Origin of the sequence: Cellulomonas edaphi, assembly GCF_030362815.1 — a bacterium.
Taxonomy (GTDB): Bacteria; Actinomycetota; Actinomycetes; order Actinomycetales; family Cellulomonadaceae; genus Cellulomonas; species Cellulomonas edaphi.
The window spans coordinates 346,999-366,997 of the sequence record NZ_JAUCGR010000003.1 but is presented as its reverse complement, the minus strand read 5'-3'; the positions used below and the strand labels follow the sequence as shown (position 1 = coordinate 366,997).

The 19,999-nt window shown below is 75.3% G+C and carries 21 protein-coding genes; 15 read left to right on the top strand and 6 right to left on the bottom strand.

Annotation, left to right across the window (positions count from 1 at the left end; all coding sequences use genetic code 11):
• Positions 1-49: 49 nt before the first annotated feature.
• Entirely contained in the window at positions 50-1,444 is a 1,395-nt protein-coding gene (locus QRT05_RS13195; RefSeq protein WP_289447724.1) for an NAD-dependent malic enzyme, read from the bottom strand.
• 36 nt (positions 1,445-1,480) lie between these two features.
• Here QRT05_RS13195 and QRT05_RS13190 point away from each other — a divergent pair, with 36 nt between their 5' ends.
• Positions 1,481-2,326 (top strand): Fic family protein, encoded by an 846-nt coding sequence (locus QRT05_RS13190; protein ID WP_289447723.1) that lies wholly within the window; start codon positions 1,481-1,483, stop codon positions 2,324-2,326.
• Between the two features lie 291 nt (positions 2,327-2,617).
• Here QRT05_RS13190 and QRT05_RS13185 read toward each other — a convergent pair whose 3' ends face one another.
• Positions 2,618-3,424, bottom strand: a complete 807-nt coding sequence (locus tag QRT05_RS13185) for an HAD family hydrolase (RefSeq protein ID WP_289447722.1) — start codon at positions 3,422-3,424, stop codon at positions 2,618-2,620.
• A 223-nt stretch (positions 3,425-3,647) separates the two neighbouring features.
• Here QRT05_RS13185 and QRT05_RS13180 point away from each other — a divergent pair, with 223 nt between their 5' ends.
• The 9 genes from QRT05_RS13180 to QRT05_RS13140 all read left to right on the top strand — a co-directional run bounded on the left by QRT05_RS13180 (position 3,648) and on the right by QRT05_RS13140 (position 10,169).
• Complete coding sequence (locus QRT05_RS13180) at positions 3,648-4,361, top strand: pilus assembly protein FlpE (protein ID WP_289447721.1); 714 nt, start codon at positions 3,648-3,650, stop codon at positions 4,359-4,361.
• On the top strand, positions 4,358-5,536 hold the full coding sequence (locus QRT05_RS13175; RefSeq protein ID WP_289447720.1) for a TadA family conjugal transfer-associated ATPase: 1,179 nt from the start codon (positions 4,358-4,360) through the stop codon (positions 5,534-5,536). Before QRT05_RS13180 ends, QRT05_RS13175 begins: the two co-directional genes overlap by 4 nt.
• The gene (locus tag QRT05_RS13170; protein ID WP_289447719.1) at positions 5,533-6,249 is read left to right on the top strand and encodes a type II secretion system F family protein; all 717 of its coding nucleotides are present in this window, start codon (positions 5,533-5,535) and stop codon (positions 6,247-6,249) included. Before QRT05_RS13175 ends, QRT05_RS13170 begins: the two co-directional genes overlap by 4 nt.
• Positions 6,246-6,788, top strand: coding sequence for a type II secretion system F family protein (locus QRT05_RS13165; protein WP_289447718.1), 543 nt, complete (start codon positions 6,246-6,248; stop codon positions 6,786-6,788). The genes QRT05_RS13170 and QRT05_RS13165 overlap by 4 nt, the downstream gene beginning before the upstream one ends.
• A gap of 201 nt (positions 6,789-6,989) precedes the next feature.
• Entirely contained in the window at positions 6,990-7,391 is a 402-nt protein-coding gene (locus tag QRT05_RS13160) for a DUF4244 domain-containing protein (protein ID WP_289447717.1), read from the top strand.
• Positions 7,388-7,789: a TadE family type IV pilus minor pilin gene (locus tag QRT05_RS13155; protein WP_289447716.1), complete on the top strand. Its 402-nt coding sequence runs from the start codon at positions 7,388-7,390 to the stop codon at positions 7,787-7,789. The genes QRT05_RS13160 and QRT05_RS13155 overlap by 4 nt, the downstream gene beginning before the upstream one ends.
• Positions 7,786-8,244, top strand: coding sequence for an Rv3654c family TadE-like protein (locus QRT05_RS13150; RefSeq protein WP_289447715.1), 459 nt, complete (start codon positions 7,786-7,788; stop codon positions 8,242-8,244). Before QRT05_RS13155 ends, QRT05_RS13150 begins: the two co-directional genes overlap by 4 nt.
• A gap of 193 nt (positions 8,245-8,437) precedes the next feature.
• Positions 8,438-9,706 carry a D-arabinono-1,4-lactone oxidase gene (locus tag QRT05_RS13145; protein ID WP_289447714.1) on the top strand — a complete coding sequence of 423 codons (1,269 nt, stop codon included), beginning with the start codon at positions 8,438-8,440 and terminating at the stop codon, positions 9,704-9,706.
• A gap of 79 nt (positions 9,707-9,785) precedes the next feature.
• A complete protein-coding gene (locus QRT05_RS13140; RefSeq protein WP_289447713.1) occupies positions 9,786-10,169 on the top strand; it encodes a YchJ family protein in 384 nt (127 codons plus the stop codon).
• A 3-nt stretch (positions 10,170-10,172) separates the two neighbouring features.
• Here the strand turns inward: QRT05_RS13140 and QRT05_RS13135 are convergent, their stop codons facing one another.
• Both QRT05_RS13135 and QRT05_RS13130 read right to left on the bottom strand, forming a co-directional pair.
• Complete coding sequence (locus QRT05_RS13135; RefSeq protein WP_289447712.1) at positions 10,173-12,689, bottom strand: DEAD/DEAH box helicase; 2,517 nt, start codon at positions 12,687-12,689, stop codon at positions 10,173-10,175.
• A 57-nt stretch (positions 12,690-12,746) separates the two neighbouring features.
• Complete coding sequence (locus tag QRT05_RS13130; RefSeq protein ID WP_289447711.1) at positions 12,747-13,139, bottom strand: arsenate reductase ArsC; 393 nt, start codon at positions 13,137-13,139, stop codon at positions 12,747-12,749.
• Positions 13,140-13,185: 46 nt separating this feature from the next.
• On the opposite strand from QRT05_RS13130, the gene QRT05_RS13125 reads away from it, so the two are divergent.
• The 5 genes from QRT05_RS13125 (at position 13,186) to QRT05_RS13105 (ending at position 18,136) form a co-directional block, all read left to right on the top strand.
• Entirely contained in the window at positions 13,186-13,944 is a 759-nt protein-coding gene (locus QRT05_RS13125; RefSeq protein WP_289447710.1) for a LamB/YcsF family protein, read from the top strand.
• The gene (locus QRT05_RS13120; RefSeq protein ID WP_326522653.1) at positions 13,941-14,564 is read left to right on the top strand and encodes a 5-oxoprolinase subunit B family protein; all 624 of its coding nucleotides are present in this window, start codon (positions 13,941-13,943) and stop codon (positions 14,562-14,564) included. Before QRT05_RS13125 ends, QRT05_RS13120 begins: the two co-directional genes overlap by 4 nt.
• Before the next feature lie 22 nt (positions 14,565-14,586).
• Entirely contained in the window at positions 14,587-15,453 is an 867-nt protein-coding gene (locus QRT05_RS13115; protein WP_289447709.1) for a 5-oxoprolinase subunit C family protein, read from the top strand.
• Between the two features lie 158 nt (positions 15,454-15,611).
• Positions 15,612-17,441: a ribonucleoside triphosphate reductase gene (locus QRT05_RS13110; RefSeq protein ID WP_289447708.1), complete on the top strand. Its 1,830-nt coding sequence runs from the start codon at positions 15,612-15,614 to the stop codon at positions 17,439-17,441.
• On the top strand, positions 17,438-18,136 hold the full coding sequence (locus tag QRT05_RS13105; protein WP_289447707.1) for an anaerobic ribonucleoside-triphosphate reductase activating protein: 699 nt from the start codon (positions 17,438-17,440) through the stop codon (positions 18,134-18,136). Before QRT05_RS13110 ends, QRT05_RS13105 begins: the two co-directional genes overlap by 4 nt.
• On the opposite strand, the gene QRT05_RS13100 is transcribed toward QRT05_RS13105, so the two are convergent.
• Both QRT05_RS13100 and QRT05_RS13095 read right to left on the bottom strand, forming a co-directional pair.
• A complete protein-coding gene (locus tag QRT05_RS13100) occupies positions 18,120-19,382 on the bottom strand; it encodes a hypothetical protein (protein WP_289447706.1) in 1,263 nt (420 codons plus the stop codon). The genes QRT05_RS13105 and QRT05_RS13100 overlap by 17 nt on opposite strands.
• Positions 19,379-19,906, bottom strand: a complete 528-nt coding sequence (locus QRT05_RS13095) for an RNA polymerase sigma factor (RefSeq protein WP_289447705.1) — start codon at positions 19,904-19,906, stop codon at positions 19,379-19,381. The genes QRT05_RS13100 and QRT05_RS13095 overlap by 4 nt, the downstream gene beginning before the upstream one ends.
• Positions 19,907-19,999: the final 93 nt, after the last annotated feature.

The window sequence follows — 19,999 nt, the reverse complement described above, 5'->3', positions numbered from 1 at the left end:
CGTCAGCTGAGCCGGCGTCAGGCTGAGCCGGCGTCAGGCTGAGCCGGCGTCAGGCGGTGCGGGGTGCTCGCGCCGCGCCGGCGACGGCCGCCGCCACGCGCGTGGTGACCTCGGGGTTGAAGACGCTCGGCACGATGTAGGTCGGGTTGAGCTCGTCGGGCGTGACCACGGACGCGAGCGCGTGCGCCGCGGCCAGCAGCATCGTGTCCGTGATCCGGTGCGACTGCGCGTCGAGCAGGCCGCGGAAGACCCCCGGGAACGCGAGCACGTTGTTGATCTGGTTCGCGAAGTCCGAACGGCCCGTCCCCACGACCGCGGCGTGCTGCGCGGCCTCGTCCGGGTCCACCTCGGGACGCGGGTTGGCGAGCGCGAACACGATCGCGTCGGGGGCCATCGTCGCGACGTCCTCGCCCGAGATGACGTCGGGCGCGGAGACCCCGATGAACACGTCCGCGCCCGCGAGCGCGTCGCGCACCGTGCCCGTCAGCCCGCGCGGGTTGGTCACGCCCGCCGTCCAGGCCAGCCGCTCGGTGAGCCCCGGCCGGCCGGCGTGGACGATGCCGTCGATGTCCGCGACCACGACGTCGGTGACGCCCGCCGCGAGCAGCAGCCTGAGCACGGCAGTCCCCGCCGCACCCGCGCCGGAGAGCACCACCTTCACGGATCGGATGTCCTTGCCCACGACCGTGAGCGCGTTGGTCAGCGCGGCGACCACCACGATGGCCGTGCCGTGCTGGTCGTCGTGGAACACGGGGATGTCGAGCCGTTCGCGCAGGCGGCGCTCCACCTCGAAGCAGCGTGGGGCCGAGATGTCCTCGAGGTTGATGCCGGCGAAGACGGGCGCGATCGCGCACACCGTCTCGACGATCTGGTCGACGTCCGTGGTGTCCAGCGCGATCGGAAAGGCGTCGATGTCGGCGAAGCGCTTGAACAGCACCGCCTTGCCCTCCATCACGGGCAGCGCCGCCAGGGGGCCGATGTCGCCCAGGCCCAGGACCGCGGTCCCGTCGGTCACCACCGCGATGGTGTTGCGCTTGATGGTCAGGCGGCGCGCGTCGTCGGGGTGCGCGGCGATCGCCTCGCACACGCGCGCCACGCCCGGCGTGTAGGCCATCGACAGGTCGTCGCGGTTGCGCAGCGGCACCTTGGACGTGATCTCGAGCTTGCCACCGAGGTGCATGAGGAAGGTGCGGTCGCTCACCCGGTCGACGGCCACGCCCGCGAGCTGCTTCAGGGCCTCGACGATCTCGGCCGCGTGGTGCTCGCCGCGCGTGGCGCAGGTGACGTCGACGGTCATGTGCTCGTGGCCCGATGCGGTGACGTCCAGCGCCGTCACGATGCCGCCGGCCTCCTCGATCGCAGTCGTCAGCTCGCTCACCGCCGTGGGGCGAGCCCTGACCTGGAGCCGCGCGGTGATGGACGACGAGACGCTCGGTGCCGGCATACGTGCCAGTCTGCCCCGGCGCCTAGGGTGGCGCCCGTGGATCCGCTCGCGCCGCTCGTCGACCTGGACGGAGTCGCCGACGCGCTGGCACGGGCACGGAGCGCGTGCGAGGAGCTGCGCTGGCACGAGGCGTACCGGCGGCGCTGGCGGGAGGTGCGGGCCGAGGCCGGGATCCGGTCGGCGCGCGCCAGTGCGGCGCTCGACGGCGGCCGCGTCCCCGTGGAGGCGCTGCGCTCGGTGGCGACCGGGGGACCGGTGCCGTCCGGGGCGCCGTTCGCGCTCGCCGGTGGTGCGCTCCGCGCGGCCGCGCTGGTCGAGAGCCTGATGCCGGACCTCGGCGCGCCGCGTGCCCCCGCGCTCCCGCCGCTGGCGCAGCTGCTGGCGCGCGTCCATGCGGCCGCGGCGACGGGCCTCGTGGCGGACCGTGACCTGGGCCGCCTGCGGGTGGACGACGACCCCGCGGACCTCACCGGCCTGGGCGTCGCCCCGCGCGGCGACGAGCTGGCCGCCCGCCTGTCGCTGCTGGGCTCGGTGCTGTCCGCCTCGTCCGCTCCTGCGCTCGTCGTCGGGGCCGTGGTGCACGGCGAGCTGCTCACGGTGCGTCCGTTCGTCGCGGGGAACGGCGTGGTGGCGCGGGCCGTGGCCCGGCTGGTGCTGACGTCGCGCGGCCTCGACCCGACGGGGTCCGTGGTGTGCGAGGCCGCCTGGGCGGCGGCGCCCAACGCGTACCTGGGTGCCGCCGCGGGGTTCGCCACCGGGTCCGCCGCGGGTGTCGGCGCGTGGGTGTCGGCGTGCGCGGACGGCGTCGTGACCGGGGCGGGCGCAGCCCACGACGTCGCCGACGCGGTGCTCAGCGGGTCGCTGTCCTCGCGCTCGGGGTAGCCCGGGCGTCGCTGGCAGGACCCGGGCACGCAACGACGGCGCCCCGGAGGAGCGCCGTCGTACCACTGCGGCCGGGAGTTAGCAGTGCGCGCTCTGTGTGGTCCGCAACGGGTCTAGCCCGGTCGGACTGCCCATAGGTGGGCTCTCCTGCGCGTGGGTTCTCGCGGTCATGCAGTTGTGACTCTTGTGGTACTCCGCACGCGAGCGGATGGGAAGGGCTCGTCGCGTCCCTGCAGGTCGCGGTCCTGCGAGGGTCATATGGTGGGACCGCGATCCCGTCATGCGGATGGCTCAGGCGTGCGCCCTGCGTCTGCCGAGCTGCCACCCCACGGCGATGCCGGCCGCCACGAGGACGGCCACGCCGAGCACGACGATGGAGGCGGGCCTGCGGGCGAACGCGAACAGCGGGACGGGTCGCGTGAAGGCCAGCACCCCCCAGCCCTCCTCCGCGGCAAGGCGGCGCAGCGTGCGGTCGGGGTTCACGGCGAAGGCGTGGCCGACGGCGCCCAGCATGGGGGCGTCGGTGATCGAGTCGGAGTACGCGAAGCTGCGCGTGAGGTCGTAGCCCTCCCGCTCGGCGATCTCGCGGATACCCACCGCCTTGTTCTCGCCGTAGGCGTAGAAGTCGATCGCACCCGTGTAGCGACCCGCGTCCACCGCCATCCGCGAGGCGATCACGTGGTCGGCGCCGAGCACCGCGGCGATGGGCTCGACGATCTCCGCGCTGGAGGCGGAGACGATCACCACGTCGCGTCCCGCGGCGTGGTGCTCCTCGATCAGGGCCACCGCCTCCGCGTACACCGTGGGGTCGATGGCCTCGTGCAGGGTCGCGGCGACGACCGCGGAGACCTGCGAGACCTCCCAGCCGGCGACGTTGCGCGAGAGCTGGACCCGCAGACGCTCGGTCTGGTCCTCGTCGGCCGCGCCCAGCAGGTAGGCGAGCTGCGCGTACGCCGTGCGCAGCACCTTGCGGCGCGTGAGCATGCCCTGCGCCAGGAACCCGCGCGAGAACGCCGTGGCCGACGACGTCGCGATGATCGTCTTGTCCAGGTCGAAGAACGCCGCCTCGCGCAGGTCGGTGCTCGGGTGGGCGTCCATGCGGTCCCGTCTGCTCTCGGTGCTCGACGATGGCTGTGCTTGGCGATGGCGTGGCTCGATGACGGCCGTGCTCGACGGCATGCGGCGTGCTCGACCGGCTGTCGCCGCGAGCGTAGCCCGACGGGCCCACATCGAGGTGACCACAGCCCCACTTCTGACGCGCCGGCCGACGTCCGGGCTCGCCGCCGGCCTCGGTGGCGTGGCGCCCGGCGAGGCTCGGCCCATGGAGGTTCATGAGTGGCCCGCGCGCGCCACCCGGCCGAGCGCACTGACGGTCGGCGTGGTGGGCGCCCGCGGTGGGGTCGGTGCGACGGTGCTGGCCGCCGCGCTCGCGCAGCGCCTGGCGCAGCGCACCGCGACGGCGCTGGTCGGCCTGGACCGCTCGTGCGCCGGCGTCGACCTCCTGCTCGGTCTCGAGGGCGTCCCGGGCGCGCGCTGGCCCGACCTGGCGAGCGCCCGCGGCGAGGTGGACGGTGCGGACGTGGTCGCGCTGCTGCCGCGGTGGGGGACGTGCGCCGTGCTCGGCCCGGACGGCGCTCGTCCCGGGATTCCCGACGACGACGCCGTGCGCGACGTGCTGCGCGCGCTCGGCGTCGTGCTGGGCGCGCTTGTGCTCGACCTCGACCGTGCCGCGGTCCTGAGGGGAGCCGTGCCGGCCTGCGATCTCGTGGTGCTCGTGGCACCGCGGGACCTGGCCGGCGTCGCAGGGGCGCTCGCGGTGGCCGGGCGCCTGAACGGCGTGCCGGTCGCGCTGGTGGTCCGCGGCCCTGCCCCCGGAGGCATGGGCGCCGCCGAGGTGGGCCACGCCCTGGCGATGCCCGTCACCGCGTCCTGGCCACGCGACCGCCGGCTGGCAGGGACGATCGAGCACGGTGGCCTGCGGATCGCGGGACGGACCGCTCGGACGGTCCGCGCGCTGGAACGGTCCCTGCCGTGAGCGACGAGGAGCTCCTCGAGGCCGTCCGGGCGAGGCTGGGAGCAGCGGGCGCCGCCTCCGAGGCGGCGATCGCCCGCGCGCTCGAGGAGGCGGCGCGTGAGCGCGGACGTGTGCTGGGCTCCGCCGCCGCGGGCGCGATGGTCCGCTCGGTGCGGGACGCGATGCTGGGCGCCGGTCCGCTGCAGGCGCTCCTGGACGACCGAGCCGTCACCGACGTGCTGGTCAACGGGCCGCGGGAGGTATGGGTGGAGCGCGGCGGTCGGCTGTCACGCACCGACGTCGACCTCGGGACGCCGGCGGACGTCCGCGCGCTGGCCGTGCGCCTGGCGGCCGCCGGCGGGGCGCGCCTCGACGACGCCGAGCCGGCCGTCGACGCGCGACTCCCCGACGGCACGCGGCTGCACGCGGTGCTGCCCCCGATCGCCGACGGCGGCACCCTGATCAGCCTGCGAGCGGTGCGCGCGGCCGCGTTCACGCTCGAGGCGCTCGTCGAGTGCGGCACGCTCGCCCCGCCGCTCGCGAGCGTGGTCCGCACCCTGGTGCTGCGCCGCGCGAACGTCCTGGTGTGCGGCGCGACCGGCGCGGGCAAGACGACGCTGCTGGCCGCGATGCTCGCCGTCGTGCCCTCCGACGAGCGCATCGTCCTCATCGAGGAGGCGGGTGAGCTCCGGAGCGGGCACCCCCACCTGGTGCGGATGGTCGCGCGCCGGGCGAACGTGGACGGGGCCGGCCGGGTCGAGCTGGGCGACCTGGTGCGGCACGCGATGCGGATGCGGCCCGACCGGATCGTGCTCGGCGAGTGCCGAGGCGCCGAGGTGGGCGACGTGATGACGGCCTTGAACACCGGCCACGACGGCGGCTGCGCCACGTTGCACGCCAACGCCGCCGCCGACGTCCCCGCCCGGCTGGAGGCACTGGGTGCCCTGGCCGGCCTGAGCCGTGCGGCCGTGCACGCCCAGGCCGCGAGCGCCTTCGATGCGGTGCTGCACATGCGGCGCGCCCGAGGCCTGCGCTACCTGGCCGAGGTGGGGGTGGTCCGACGGACGACGGGCGGGCTCGAGGTCGCCACGGCCCTCAGCGCTGACGCGGGCGGCGCCACGGTGCGCGGCACGGCATGGCCGGAGCTCGCGCGGCGGTGGGGCCTTGCCGTCGAGCGGACGGTGGGGGTGGCGTGATCCTGCTCGCGGTGCTGGTCGGCGTGCTCGCATGGGCGGGGATGCCGCCGCGTCGCCCGCCCGTCGCGCCGGCCCGCCGCGACACGGGGCCGCGGCCGTCGGCGACGCTGTCGTCGGTGCTGCTGGTCACGGCCGCACAGCTGCGTGCCGGCGCGACGCCGGAGCGGGCGTGGAGTCGTGCGCTGGGCGTGCGGACTACGGGCCCGGACGGGATGCCGTCGCTGGCCGACCTCGCCGGGGCCGAGCGGGGGCGTGCTCCCGACCCGGTGGTCGACCGCGCCGCGGCAGTGCTCGTGGCGGCTGGGGCAGCACGCGAGCTGGGTGCGCCGTTGGCCGACGTGCTCGAGCAGGTCGCCGAGTCGGTGGCCGCCGACGAGGAGGCGGCCGCGGAGCTGCGTGCGGCGCTGGCCGGTCCACGGGCGACGGCCCGCGTGCTCGGCTGGCTGCCCGTGCTCGGGCTCGTCGTGGCGACGCTGCTGGGTGCGCGGCCGTGGGTGGCGGTGCTCGGCGGTGGGCTCGGGACGGCGGCGGCCCTGCTGGGGGTGGCGCTCCTGCTGGTCGGTCGGCTGTGGACGCGGGTGCTGCTCGCGCGCGCGGGGTGGGGCGGGGCCGTCGGGCGGGGCCGCGAGCTCGGGCGTCGCGCGCCATCCGGGCGCTGGGGTTGGGCGCCGTCCGGGCGCGGGCGTCGGGGAGCGTCCGGGCGTGGTGGATGAACGCCGGCCTGGTGTGCCTCGCCGGCGCGCTTGTCGCGGTGGCGCCGCACGTCATGCGCCGCCCGCCCCGGAGAGCCACCGCGCTGCGGCGCCCCCGTGGCAGCCAGCTCCCGGAGGTGGACGCGGTGCTGCTGCTCGACGTGGTCGATGCCGCCCTGCGTGCGGGTGCGCCCATCCCCCGCACGCTGCAGGTCGTCGGCGGCCTGCTCGGTGGGACCTCCGGCGCCGCGATGACCCGCGCGGCGGGCGCCCTGGTGCTGGGCGCGTCGTGGCCCGCCGCGTGGGCGGGGAGCCCCATCGCGCTGCGTGATCTGGCGGACTGCCTCGAGCCGGCCTGGACCACCGGCGTGGCGCCCGGTCCTGCGTTGCGCGTCCGGGCGGCTCGCGTGCGGACGGAGCGGCGGACCCATGTGCGTGCCTCGGCAGCGACGCTGGCCGTTCGCCTCGTGCTGCCGCTGGGGCTCTGCTTCCTGCCCGCCTTCATCCTGCTGGGCCTCGTGCCGTTGATCCTGAGCCTGGCTGCGGGACTTCTGGGGTGAGCCACGGCTGGACAGATCGGGCGCCGCCCCACGTGGGACGTGCCGCGCCGCTGCCGGTGCCTTCGACTCCGTCGACGTGACCCCAGACCGGGGTCGACCGCGCTCCGTCCCCGGAGGCGGGCGCCGCGCGCTTCCCAGGCCCGCCCGCGGACGAGCCTGGCAGGGCGTCGAGCGGCGATGCGACCAACCCGAGGAGGAACGATGACCACGCTGAGGCAGCCACCCGAGCGGGACGCCGAGAACACCGACCACGACGAGCACCAGGTTCTCCGTGTGCTCCGCGGCTCGGCCGGACGTGAGCCCGGGGAGGCGCCCGACCCGGCACCCCCAGGCGGCGACGCGGACGAGGAGACGGACGAGCTGGCGGCCAGGCGGCGCCTGCGCGTCGTCGGGCCACGGGCCGATCGCCGCCCGATCGCGAGGGCTCGGCACCTGCGCGACGTGATTGCGCAGGGCCTGGACGACGCCGGCATGGCGACCGCCGAGTACGCCATCGCGACGTTGGCGGCGGTCGGCTTCGCCGGGCTCCTCGTTGTCATCCTCAAAGGCAACGAGGTGCGCGGGCTGCTCACGGGGATCATCAAGCGGGCCTTGTCGCTGTGAGTCGTGCCCCGCAGCCAGCACGTGCCGTCGAGGCCGGCCGCGACGGCCTGCGTGAGCGCGGGTCGGTCACTGCCGAGCTCGCCGTCGGCCTGCCCGCCGTGGTGCTGCTCCTGGTGGTCGTCCTGACGGTCGCGGCCGCCGGGATGGCACAGCTGCGGTGCGCGGACGGCGCGCGCGCCGGGGCGAGGGCTGCCGCGCTCGGCTCGCAGGACGCGGCCGCAGATGCTCGGCGCGTGGCCGGCGACGGCGCGCAGGTGCTCGTGGTCCGGGCGGGCGGGTGGGCGACAGTGACGGTGACAGCCGAGGTGGGCGCCCTGCCCTGGGGCGGTGGCCCGCTGCGCGCGCGGGCGACCGCCTCGGCCCGGATCGAGCCGTCGGCGGCCGGAGCCACGCCGTGACCCGAGATGCGTCGCAGGATGTGGTCGAGACCCCGACGCCTGGCCCACAGTCCACGAGTCGAGCGACGACGCGCTTCGCGCACGAGCGGGGCTCGACGACGCGCGTCGCGCGCGAGCGCGGGTCGGGGACGGTCCTGCTCCTCGCCGTGGTCGGTGCCCTCGTGCTCGTCGCCGGGGTGATCGGGCTGCTCGCAGCCGCTCAGGGCGCGCGGGGTCGCGCGCAGGCGGCCGCCGACCTCGCGGCCCTCGCCGCGGCCGGATCCTGGCAGGAGGGCTGGGCAGACCCGTGCGCGGTGGCCGAGCAAGCCGTGCGACGCAACGGCGCACGGCTGGGGAGCTGCGACGCGCTCGGTGACGGCGTGGTGGTCGTCGTCGCACGCGTCGACTCGCCCGCCGGCGCCGCGACGGCCCGCGCCCGCGCCGGGCCGGTGCCAGCGCGAGAGTCGGCGCCGTAGTGGCCGACGGTGCCCTGAGGGCGGCCTGTACCCGAGACGCCGTCAGTGGCCCGGCGGCGGCCCGTGCCCGAGGCGCAGCGGGCGCCCCTGCTGGCGGCCGATGCCCTGGGGTCGGCGGGCGCGCCCTGGACGCGGCCGGTGCCCGTCGGGGTGGCCGATGGCGTGGCGGGCACCGAGGCCGCAGGATCGAGCGGTGAGCAGCGTCGAGACCTGGGCCGGCACCTACACGTTCACCGCCCCGCGCCTGCTGGAAGCGCGGTCGGTCGCGGAGGTCCAGGCGGCGGTCGCCGCCGGCGGCCGCGTGCGGGCGCTCGGCACCCGGCACTCGTTCAACGACCTGGCCGACACCACCGGCACGCTCGTCACGGTGACGCAGATCCCCGCCGAGCCCGTGCTCGACGAGGCGGCGCGCACCGTCACGGTCGGCGCGGGGACCCGCTACGGCGTGCTGGCGACGTGGCTCGAGGAGCGCGGCTGGGCGCTGCACAACCTCGGCTCGTTGCCGCACATCTCGATCGGCGGGGCGATCGCCACCGGCACCCACGGCTCGGGTTGGGCCAACGGCTCGTTGTCGACCGCCGTGACCGCCCTCACCTACGTCGACGCGCGGGCGGAGCTCGTGACGATCGGTCGGGGCGACGACGGCTTCGACGGGCTCGTCGTCGGCCTGGGCGCGTACGGGGTCGTCGTGCGGGTGGCGCTCGAGGTGCAGCCCACCTACGCGGTGCGGCAGGACGTCTTCCACGGGCTGCCGTGGGAGGCGCTGCTCGACGACGTCGGCTCGGTGCTGGGTGCCGGCTACTCGGTGAGCGTCTTCACCACGTGGGCCGAGCCGACGCTGGACCAGGTGTGGCGCAAGACGCGGCTGGCGGGACCGGACGACGAGGGCGGCGTGCCCGAGACCTGGTTCGGGGTGCCGCGCGACCGGAGCTCGGAGGGCCGGCTCGTGGCCGGGAGCGAGGAGAACCTGACGCCGCAGGGCGGCATCCCCGGGCCCTGGTCGCAACGCCTGCCGCACTTCCGGCTCGACTCGACGCCGAGCAACGGCGACGAGATCCAGACCGAGTACTTCGTCGACCGGCGCGACGCAGCAGACGCCATCCGCGCGGTCCGGGCGCTGGCGGACCGCATCGCCCCGGTGCTGCTCATCACCGAGTTGCGCACCGTCGCCGCCGACGACCTGTGGCTCAGCCCCGCCTACCAGCGCGACGTGCTCGCCATCCACTTCACCTGGCAGAACAGACCCGACGACGTGCGGGCGCTCCTGCCGGCGATCGAGGCAGCGCTCGCACCGTTCGGGGCGCGCCCGCACTGGGGCAAGTTCCACGGCATGGGCGCCGAGGACGTGCGACGCGTGACCCCGAGGCTGGACGACGCGCGGGCGCTCTTCGAACGACTGGATCCCGGAGGCGTGTTCACCGGCGCCCACCTCATGCGACTGGGCCTGCGCGAACCCCGTTAGCCGGCGCCACCCCGACGGTGTCGGATGGCAGACGAGCCCCCGATGGCCCGCCGCCCGCCGCGGCGGCTACCGTCGGCGGGTGCTCGACGACCAGCCGTGCCCGTGCGGCGGCGCCACGTTCGGCGCCTGCTGCGGACCGATCCTGCGGGGTGAGAGATCGGCCGCGACCGCCGAGGCGCTGATGCGCTCGCGGTTCACGGCGTTCGCGGTGGGCGACGTCGCGCACCTGCTGCGCACCTGGCACCCGACCACCCGACCGCCGGTGCTCGAGCTCGACGACGACACCACGTGGCGCCGGCTCGCGGTGGTCGGCACCGAGCGGGGCGGGCCGTGGGACGACGAGGGCGTGGTCGAGTTCGTCGCGCAGCACGTCACCGCGGGCGTGCGGGGTCGGCTGCACGAGCGCAGCCGGTTCGTGCGCGAGGGCGACTGGTTCTACCTCGACGGGACGCATCCCGGCTGAGGGTCACCCGACGGCGTGCGCCAGGACCGCGTCCAGCAGCCGGATCGCCGCAGCCTTCTCCAGCGGGTGGTTGGCGTTGCCGCACTTGGGCGACTGCACGCACGCCGGGCAGCCGGTGGCGCACCGGCAGGCCGCGATCGCGTCCCGCGTGGCCCGCAGCCATGTGGCCCCCAGCTGGAAGCCGCGCTCCGCGAAGCCGGCACCGCCGGGGTAGGCGTCGTGGACGAACACCGTCGCCTCGCCGGTGTCGGGGTGCAGCGCGGTGGACAGCCCGCCGAGGTCCCACCGGTCGCAGGTGGCCAGGAGCGGGAGCAGCCCGATCGAGGCGTGCTCGGCGGCGTGCAGCGCGCCCGGGACCGCGTCGAGCTCCACGCCGGCGGCCTCGAGCACCGACGCCGGCGCGGTCCACCACACCGCGGTGGTGCGCAGCGTCCGCGCGGGGAGGTCCAGCTCGCTGCTGCCCAGCACCTGCATGTCGGCAATGCGCTTGCGCTGGTAGCCGAGCACCTGCGTGGTCACGTCCACCGACCCGAAGCCCCACGTCACCGGGCCCCACGCGACCTCGTGGTCGACGGCGGCGATCTCGGTCGAGGTCACCCAGCGGGCCCACGTGCCGTAGTCGACGTCGCGGCGCGTCACCAGCGCCACGCCGTCGTCGAGGTGCAGGGCGTCGACGACGAACATCAGCCCCTGGTGCACGTAGACGGCACCCTCGTGGACCGTCGAGTCGGCCGACGCGGCGTCGACCGTCCCCAGCAGTCGGCCCGTGACGGACTCCACCACGCGCACCGGGTCTCCGCCCGCGCCGCGCAGGTCGGTCAGGCGGGTTGCCGGCTCTGCGTGCGTCCAGTACCAGCCCGACGAGCGACGCCGCAGCGCCCCGCGCGCGACGAGCTCGTCGAGCAGCTCGGCCGTGCGCGGCCCGAACAGGTCGAGCTCGTCGAACCGCAGCGGCTGCTCGGCGGCCGCCGCGCACAGGTGCGGCGCGAGCACGTAGGGGTTGGCCGGGTCGAACGTCGTGGCCTCGACGGGCACCTCGAAGATCGCCTCGGGGTGGTGCACCAGGAACGTGTCGAGCGGGTCCTCACGGGCGACGAGCGCCACGAGCCCGTCGGCTCCCGCGCGGCCCGCTCGGCCCGCCTGCTGCCACAGCGACACGCGCGTGCCGGGCCAGCCCGCGATGAGCACGACGTCCAGGCCGGAGATGTCCACGCCCAGCTCGAGCGCGTTGGTGGTCGCCAGCGCCCGCAGGTCGCCCGTGCGGATGGCGCGCTCCAGCTCGCGGCGCTCCTCGGGCAGGTAGCCGCCGCGGTAGGCGGAGACGGCCCGTCGCAGGGACGGGTCGATCTCGGCGAGGTGGTCGCGTGAGGCGGATGCGACGGACTCGGCGCCCCGGCGCGAGCGTGTGAAGGCGAGCGAGCGAGCGCCCGCCACGACCAGGTCGGTGAGCAGGTCGGCGATCTCGGCGGTGGCCGTGCGTCGCGGCCGGTCGCCCGGTTCGGCCACCGTCCGCTCCCCGGTGCCGAGCGGTCCGGCGCCCTCCACCAGGTCGGCGCCGCCGGGCCACACGTCGTCGGGCGAGGGCGGCGCGGGGTCGTCGACCGCGCGGGTGGCCTGGGCGGGGACCGGCAGCGCGGTCGCCCACGGGTCGTCGGTCACGAGCTCGGGGGCCGAGCCGGGGAGCTCGGGTGGCTGCCACAGCACGAACGTCTTGCGCCCGGAGGGCGAGGCGTCGTCGGTCACGGCCGTCACCTCGTCGGGGGTGACACCGAGCAGCCGCGCCGCGCTCGCGGCGGGGTCCGCCGTGGTCGCGGAGGCGAGCACGAACACAGGGGACGAGCCGTAGGCCGCCGCGAGCCGCCGCAGCCGCCGCAGCACCAGGCCCACGTGGGCGCCGAACACGCCGCGGAACGCGTGGCACTCGTCGAGCACGACGTAGCGCAGGGAGCCGAGCAGCCGCGCCCACCGGCGGTGCTGCGGCAGCAGGGCGAAGTGCAGGAAGTCCGGGTTGGTGAGCACCACGTCCGCGTGCTCCTGCACCCAGCGGCGCTCGTCGAGAGACGTGTCGCCGTCGCACGTCGCGACCCGGACGTCGCGCGTGCGACCTGCGACGAGGAGGCGGTCCAGGGCGGCGAGCTGGTCGGCGGCCAGCGCCTTCGTCGGGCACAGGTACAGCGTGCTGCCCCGCCTGGTGACCGACTCGATGCGACCCGGGTCGAGGAGCGCGCCGGCCGCGGACGCACGGATGCTCGAGAGCGCGGGGAGCCAGTACGCGAGCGACTTGCCGGAGCCCGTCGAGGTGGCCAGCACGGTGTGGTGGCCGGACCACGCGGAGTCGGCGGCGGCGACCTGGTGCCGCCACGGGCGCTCGACGCCGAGCGCGCGGTAGCCCTGGACCAGGTCGACGTCAGCCCAGGATGGCCAGTCGGCGTGCTCGCCGGCGCGGGCTGGGAGGTGGCGCACGTGCGTGATCCGGTCGGTGCGACGACCGCCGGCCGCCAGCACGTCCAGCAGATCCACCGCGCCATCCTCGCACCCGGCGCGGACACCTCGGTCCGGAGAGCGTGCCGCGGGCGGTCAGTCCAGCGAGGCGAGGAGCTCGGTCACGCGGCGCCGGATCTCGTCACGGATCGGACGCACGGCCTCGACCCCCTTGCCGGCGGGGTCCTCGAGCTCCCAGTCCTCGTAGCGTCTGCCCGGCAGGTACGGGCACGCGTCTCCGCAGCCCATGGTGACCACCACGCTGGAGACCTCGACGGCGTCGGTGGTCAGCACCCGCGGCTGGGCCGACGAGATGTCGATGCCGAGCTCGGCCATCGCCTCGACCGCGGCCGGGTTGACGCGGTCGGCCGGGAGCGAGCCCGCCGACCGGACCTCGACCGCGCCGCCGGAGAGGGCGGTCACGAAGCCGGCCGCCATCTGCGACCTGCCGGCGTTGTGGACGCAAACGAACAGCACGCTGTGGCTCATGCCCTGATGATCCCGCACGAGGGCTCGAGGATGGGACGCTGGTCGGATGGCGACCGGCATCGACCTCAACTGCGACCTCGGCGAGGACTTCGATGCGTGGGCGCCGGGCGTCGAGGGCATCGACGCCCAGCTGCTCGGCGTCGTGACCAGCGCCAACGTGGCGTGCGGCTTCCACGCGGGCGACGAGCGGGTGATGGAGCACGTGTGCCGCACGGCCGCCGCCCGCGGGGTGCGGGTCGGAGCGCACGTCTCCTACGCCGACCGGGAGCACTTCGGGCGTCGCTACCTGGACGTCCCGCCCGACGAGCTGCGTGCGCAGGTCGCCCAGCAGATCGCCGTCCTCGGCGCCGTCGCGGAGCGCAGCGGGACGCGCATCGCCTACGTCAAGCCGCACGGTGCGCTGTACAACGCCGTGGTGCACCACGAGGCACAGGCGGCCGCCGTGGTGGACGCCGTCGGCTCGCTCCCCGTCGTCGGCCTGCCGGGCTCCGCGGTCCTGGCGCTCGCCGGGGCCCGAGGGCTGCGCACCGTGACCGAGGCGTTCGCCGACCGGGGCTACCGTCCCGACGGCACCCTGGTGCCGCGCGGTGAGCCCGGCGACCTGGTGACCGACGAGGACGAGGTGGCCGCCCGCGTGCTGAGCATCGCCACCGCCGGGGTGGTCCGCGGCGCCGACGGGCGCGACGTGGCCGTACGCGCGGAGTCGGTGTGCGTGCACTCCGACACCCCCGGCGCCGTGGTGCTGGCGCGCCGGGTCCGTGGCGCGCTCGAAGCCGCCGGCGTGCAGGTGCGGGCGTTCGCGTGAGGGTGCTGCCGTTCGGGGACGACGCGGTGCTCGTCGAGCTCGACGACCTCGCGCAGGTGCGCGCGCTCGACGACGCCGTGCGCGCCGCGCGCAGCCGAGGAGGCTGGGACGCCGTCGTCGACCAGGTGCCCGCGGCCCGCACGCTGCTGCTGCGGGGGAGCGGCCCCGTCGAGCACGCCGCCCTGGCGGCGGCGGTGCACGGCCTGGAGCTCGGGTCCGCGCACCACGCGGTCGGCCCCGAGCTCGAGCTCCCGGTGACCTACGACGGCCCGGACCTCGCCGACGTCGCCCAGGCCACCGGCCGCTCGGTCGAGGAGGTGGTCCGACGCCACACCGCCCGGCTGTACACCGTGGCCTTCGGGGGTTTCATGCCCGGCTTCGCGTACCTGGTCGGGCTCGACCCGGTGCTGCAGGTGCCACGCCTCGCGAGCCCGCGCGAGCGCGTCCCGGCGGGGTCGGTGGCGATCGCCGACGAGTTCAGTGCCGTGTACCCGGCCGCGACCCCGGGAGGATGGCGACTGCTGGGGCGCTGCGCCACGACGCTGTGGGACCTGGAGCGCGAGCAGCCGGCGCTCCTGGTGCCGGGCACGCGCGTGCGCTTCGTGGCGACGCCACGGTGAGGCCCGCGACGATGAGGGCGCGATGACGGCGCTCGAGGTGCTGGCGCCCGGCGTGCTCGCGCTGGTCGAGGACCTGGGGCGGCCCGGCTACGCGCACATGGGCGTCGGCCGCTCGGGCGCGGCCGACCCCGGCGCGCTGCGGCTCGCCAACCGGCTGGTGGCGAACCCGGCCAGCCACGCCGGGATCGAGGTGCTGCTGGGGGGCCTGCGGCTTCGGGCCCTCGGGCCGGTCACGGTGGCACTCGCGGGGGCGCGGGGGACGGCCCTCGTCGACGGTCGGCCCGTGGGGCGCGACGCGGTGCTCGAGGTGCCCGACGGCGGCGAGCTGGTCCTCGGGACCGCGACGCGGGGCCTGCGCACGTATCTCGCGGTCCGCGGCGGGATCGACGTGCCGCCGGTGCTGGGATCACGCTCGACGGACCGGCTCGCGGGCGTGGGTCCGGCGCCGCTCGCCGCGGGGGACGTGCTGCCCGTCGGCGCGCCGCCCACCGACCTGCCGGCGATCGATCTCGCGCCCGTGCCGACGTGGCCCGACGAGGTGGTGGTCCCGGTGCGGCCCGGTCCGCACGCCGACTGGTTCGTCGACGGGCTGGCGACGCTCACCTCGCGCGCCGGGTACCGCGCCACGCCCGCGAGCGACCGCGTCGCCGTCCGGCTGGACGGGCCGGTCGTCGCGCGCACCCCGCGGGCGGCGGGGGCCGAGCTCAAGCCCGTGGGGCTGGTGCCGGGGGCCGTGCAGATCCCGCCCGACGGTCGTCCGGTGGTGTTCGGGGCCGACCACCCGGTCACGGGCGGCTACCCCGTGCTGGCCGTCGTGCGCTCGTCGGCGCTCGGCGCGATGGCGCAGCTGCGCCCGGGCGAGGCCGTCCGCTTCGTGCTCGCGGGCTGATCGGAGCGACACGCCGGAGGGTTGTGGCGCGTCGCCGCAGCGACACGCCGTGCGTCGCGCCGATGTCCCACGGGGGCGGGACCTAGGTCCCCGTGGCGGGAGGGGGTCGGGCATAGAAATGCCCACATCTTGCGGTCCGCACCCAGGGCGACCACCACATGTGGGCCCGGCGCCGCAGAGGGGCGAAGGAGCAGCACATGACCGAGCGGGTGGTCGTCGAGGTGGGTGCGTCGGTGGACGAGTACCTCGACCGCAGCGACTGGCGGGTCAACGCCAACGCGAACCAGGGCTACTCGCTGGGCGGACTGATCCTCAACACGTCGGGCAAGGTGATCGCCAACTACTGGCTCAGCCACGTCTACCCCCAGGCCGTGGGGCAGGCGCACCGCGAGGGCGACCTGCACATCCACGACCTCGACATGCTCTCCGGCTACTGCGCCGGGTGGTCCCTGCGGACGCTGTTGCAGGAGGGCCTCGGGGGGATCCCCGGCAAGGTCGACGCGCGCCCTGCCAAGCACTTCAGCGCCGCGATCGGCCAGATCGTGAACTTCCTGGGCACCATGCAGAACGAGTGGGCCGGGGCGCAGGCGTTCAGCAGCTTCGACACGTACATGGCTCCCTACGTGCGCACGGACGGGCTCACCTACGAGCAGGTGCGGCAGGGCATCCAGGAGCTCGTCTACAACCTCAACGTCCCGAGCCGCTGGGGGACGCAGACGCCGTTCACCAACCTGACCTTCGACTGGACGTGCCCGGAGGACCTGGCAGGCGAGGTACCGATGGTGGGGGAGCAGCCGTGCGACTTCACGTACGGCGACCTGCAGCGCGAGATGGACCTGATCAACCGCGCGTACATGGACGTCATGACGGAGGGCGACGCGAGCGGCCGGGTGTTCACGTTCCCGATCCCCACCTACAACATCACCAAGGACTTCGACTGGGACAGCCCCAATGCCGACCGGCTCTTCGCGATGACCGCGCGCTACGGCCTGCCGTACTTCCAGAACTTCATCAACTCCGAGATGAACCCGGGCGACGTCCGCTCGATGTGCTGCCGCCTGCAGCTGGACCTCCGGGAGCTGCTCAAGCGCGGCAACGGCCTGTTCGGGTCCGCCGAGCAGACCGGCTCCATCGGCGTGGTGACCATCAACTGCGCCCGCCTCGGCTACCTGTTCGGCGGCGACGAGGAGGGGCTGCTGGCCAGGCTCGACGAGCTGCTCGACCTGGCGCGCGCCAGCCTGGAGCTCAAGCGGGAGGTGGTGCAGCGACTCCTCGACGACGGCCTGTTCCCCTACACGCGCCGGTACCTGCCGAGCCTGGACAACCACTTCTCGACGATCGGCGTGAACGGGATCAACGAGATGATCCGCAACTTCACGGGCGACGCGGCCGACATCACGCACGACGCCGGTCACGCCATGGCCGTCCGGCTGCTCGATCACGTGCGCGCGCGGATGGTCGAGTTCCAGGAGGAGACGGGCCACCTGTACAACCTGGAGGCGACGCCCGCCGAGGGAACCACCTACCGGTTCGCCAAGGAGGACCGGGCGCGCTGGCCCGAGATCCTGCAGGCGGGCACCGAGCAGAACCCGTACTACACCAACTCCTCGCAGCTCCCCGTGGGGTTCACGGAGGACCCGTTCGAGGCGCTGCTGCGGCAGGACGACCTCCAGACGAGGTACACGGGCGGGACCGTGCTGCACCTGTACATGGCCGAGCGGCTGTCGACCGCCGACGCCTGCCGGTCGCTCGTGCGGCGCTCGCTCGAGACGTTCCGGCTGCCGTACCTGACGGTCACGCCGACGTTCTCGATCTGCCCCTCGCACGGCTACCTCGCCGGGGAGGTGCAGACCTGCCCGACGTGCGGCGGGGTGTGCGAGGTGTGGACGCGCGTCATGGGGTACCACCGGCCCGTGAGCTCGTTCAATGTGGGCAAGAAGGGCGAGCACACGGAGCGGACGCCGTTCCGTGAGCCGGCCCGGGTGTGAGGACGACGAACGGACGGCCGAACGGGCGCGGCGGGCACGGCGACGGAAGGGCAGGTGCCGACGCGCTCGAGATCGCCGGCCTGACGCCGCTGTCCAGCTGCGACTGGCCGGGCAAGCTGGTGGCCACCGTGTTCCTGCAGGGGTGTCCGTGGCGCTGCACGTATTGCCACAACTCGGCGATCCTCGACCCTCGCACGCCGGGCGTCGTGCCGTGGCAGGACGTCCGCACGCTGCTGGCGAAGCGGCACGGCCTGCTCGACGGGCTCGTGTTCTCGGGTGGCGAGCCCACCATGCAGCCGGGCCTCGTCGCGGCGGCGCAGGAGGTCCGGGCGGGCGGGTTCGGCGTGGGCCTGCACACCGGCGGCGCCTTCCCGGCGGCACTGGCGCGTGTGCTCCCGCACGTGGACTGGGTGGGGCTGGACGTCAAGGCTCCCGCACGGCTCTACGACGCGATCACACGCCGGGGTGGGGCGGTACCGGCCTTCGAGTCGCTGCGCCGCGTGCTGGACGCCGGCGTCGACGTGCAGGTCCGCACGACGATCGACCCGACGGTGCTCGACGCCGCCGCCGTCACGGAGCTCGCGGCGGAGCTCGCCGGGCTCGGGGTCCGGGACCACGTGTGGCAGGAGGTGCGCCGCGAGGGAACGACGAGCGCGTACCGCGCGAGCCTGGACGCGCTCACGACCCGAACGTGACCGCCTGGGGGTTCGCGACGACCACGACCTGCGGGCCGGCAGCCACCGCCTCGCCATCGGAGGTCGCGTCGTCGGACGTCGTCTCGACGACGAACGGCCATGCCGTGTACGTCCCGCGCAGCGGCTCGTCCTCGCACGGGAGCACCCTCGTCGGGCCGTGCAGGACCTCCGTGGACCGGGGCCCGACGTCGATGGTCCGCAGCGGCCCCCGGGCGGGCACGACGAACCCTGCGACGTCACCGTCGGGACCCACGAGGGCAAGACTCCCCGCCGGCGAGCCGTGCGCCGTGACTGCCGCTCCGCCGTGGGTGCCGACCGTGACGGACCACGACGCGGGCCTCTCGCCCCACCCGGTCGCCGGCAGGTCCGCAGCCAGCGTGAGGCCGCCCGCATCGGGCAGCGTGTGGATCGTCAGGTCGACCGGCTCGCCGCACGCGAAGTACTGCTCCGCGGGCGTCCCGGCCGTGGGGTCGGCGGACTGGGCGGCGCCGGGTGACGGTGTCCCGTCGGGCCCCACGACGAGCGGCACGTCGACGCTCGCGCGCGCGTGCACCTCGGTGCCGTCGACGGTGTAGCCCACGGACTGGGTCACCCACAGGTCGTAGTCGCCGGGCGCGAGGGCAGGATCACCCGTGCCTTCGGGGTACTGCGCGCAGGAGACCAGCGGGAATGTGACGTCGGATGCGAGCGGGAACGGCTGCGCGGCGAAGTCGACGTTGGCGTAGAAGTCGTCGATCTGGTCGGACCCCGGCAGCGCCGGACCCTCGTAGACGCCCACGACGACCCCGGCATCGTCGGTCACCATCAGCTCCGTGCCGTACACCCAGCCCCGCGCCGCGGGGTCGGCCGGTCCCGTCGCGGTGGCGCGGACCTGGACCTCCTTGCCGGTGCCGGAGCGCACAGTGGCCGCCAGCGTCACGTCGCCGGCCGAGTCGAGCCCGTCCCGGACCGGCTTGCCGCACCGGTCGAACTGCGCTGGCCAGTCGGCCTCGGCCCCGGCCGTCGAGACGGGCGGCGCAACGCTCGGGAGCCCTCCGCCGCGCAACTGGACGGCGCCGAACGCCACCGCTCCCGCCGCGCACGCCACCACGGCGCCGGCGCCGGCACGCCGGGCAGTCCGACGGCGGCGGACCCGGCGAGCGATCCGCTGCACCGTCGTGCCGTCATCGCCCAACGCGCCGTGCGCGGCGGCAGTCCCGGCCGCGGCAGCGAGGTCGGACAGCAGGTCGTCGAGGTCGTCGTTCACGGTGTCCTCCGGGGCGAGTCGGTGAGCGGACGTGGGGGCGCGAGCGCGTCGCGCAGCTTGGTGCGGCCGTCGGCCAGGTAGCGCTTGACCGAGCCCGTGCTGAGCGAGAGCTCGCCCGCGATCTCGTCGAGCGCGAGGTCCTCGACGTGGTGCAGCACCACGCACGTGCGCTCGCGGGGGCTCAGGGCGCGCAGGGCGTCGGCGAGCAGCAGCCGGTTGCCGACGACGAGGTCGGGGCCGTCGGCGGTACTGACCTCCGGCGTCGCGGCGAGGTGACGGATCGTGGCCCAGTGGCGCCGGCGGCGGAAGCCATCGAGGTAGAGCGTGTGGATCGCAGTGCGCACGTACGCCTCGGCGGAGCGGATCTCCTCGACCGGCCGGCCGCGCGAGAAGACCTTGACCAGGGCGTCCTGCACCAGGTCCTCCGCCTCGCGCAGATCGCCCGTCAGCAGGTACGCGTGGCCCACCAGCGCCGGTCCGCGCTCGCGCACGAGCCGGTCGAGCGCGCTCTCCCAGCCGGCCATCGAGCCCCCGTCGTCGCGGGCCTCCCGGTGGCGGCCCTTCACCCATCGTGACGGACGGGAAGCACGTCAGGTTGGGGTCCGGGGCGCAATCCT

What these genes read in the sequence shown, in the direction of transcription:
- QRT05_RS13195 (WP_289447724.1), bottom strand. Translation starts at nt 1,444, where the DNA reads ATGCCGGCACCGAGCGTCTCGTCGTCCATCACCGCGCGGCTCCAGGTC.
- QRT05_RS13185 (WP_289447722.1), bottom strand. Translation starts at nt 3,424, where the DNA reads ATGGACGCCCACCCGAGCACCGACCTGCGCGAGGCGGCGTTCTTCGAC.
- QRT05_RS13180 (WP_289447721.1), top strand. Translation starts at nt 3,648, where the DNA reads ATGGAGGTTCATGAGTGGCCCGCGCGCGCCACCCGGCCGAGCGCACTG.
- QRT05_RS13165 (WP_289447718.1), top strand. Translation starts at nt 6,246, where the DNA reads ATGAACGCCGGCCTGGTGTGCCTCGCCGGCGCGCTTGTCGCGGTGGCG.
- QRT05_RS13160 (WP_289447717.1), top strand. Translation starts at nt 6,990, where the DNA reads ATGACCACGCTGAGGCAGCCACCCGAGCGGGACGCCGAGAACACCGAC.
- QRT05_RS13130 (WP_289447711.1), bottom strand. Translation starts at nt 13,139, where the DNA reads ATGAGCCACAGCGTGCTGTTCGTTTGCGTCCACAACGCCGGCAGGTCG.
- QRT05_RS13125 (WP_289447710.1), top strand. Translation starts at nt 13,186, where the DNA reads ATGGCGACCGGCATCGACCTCAACTGCGACCTCGGCGAGGACTTCGAT.
- QRT05_RS13115 (WP_289447709.1), top strand. Translation starts at nt 14,587, where the DNA reads ATGACGGCGCTCGAGGTGCTGGCGCCCGGCGTGCTCGCGCTGGTCGAG.
- QRT05_RS13110 (WP_289447708.1), top strand. Translation starts at nt 15,612, where the DNA reads ATGTGGGCCCGGCGCCGCAGAGGGGCGAAGGAGCAGCACATGACCGAG.
- QRT05_RS13095 (WP_289447705.1), bottom strand. Translation starts at nt 19,906, where the DNA reads ATGGCCGGCTGGGAGAGCGCGCTCGACCGGCTCGTGCGCGAGCGCGGA.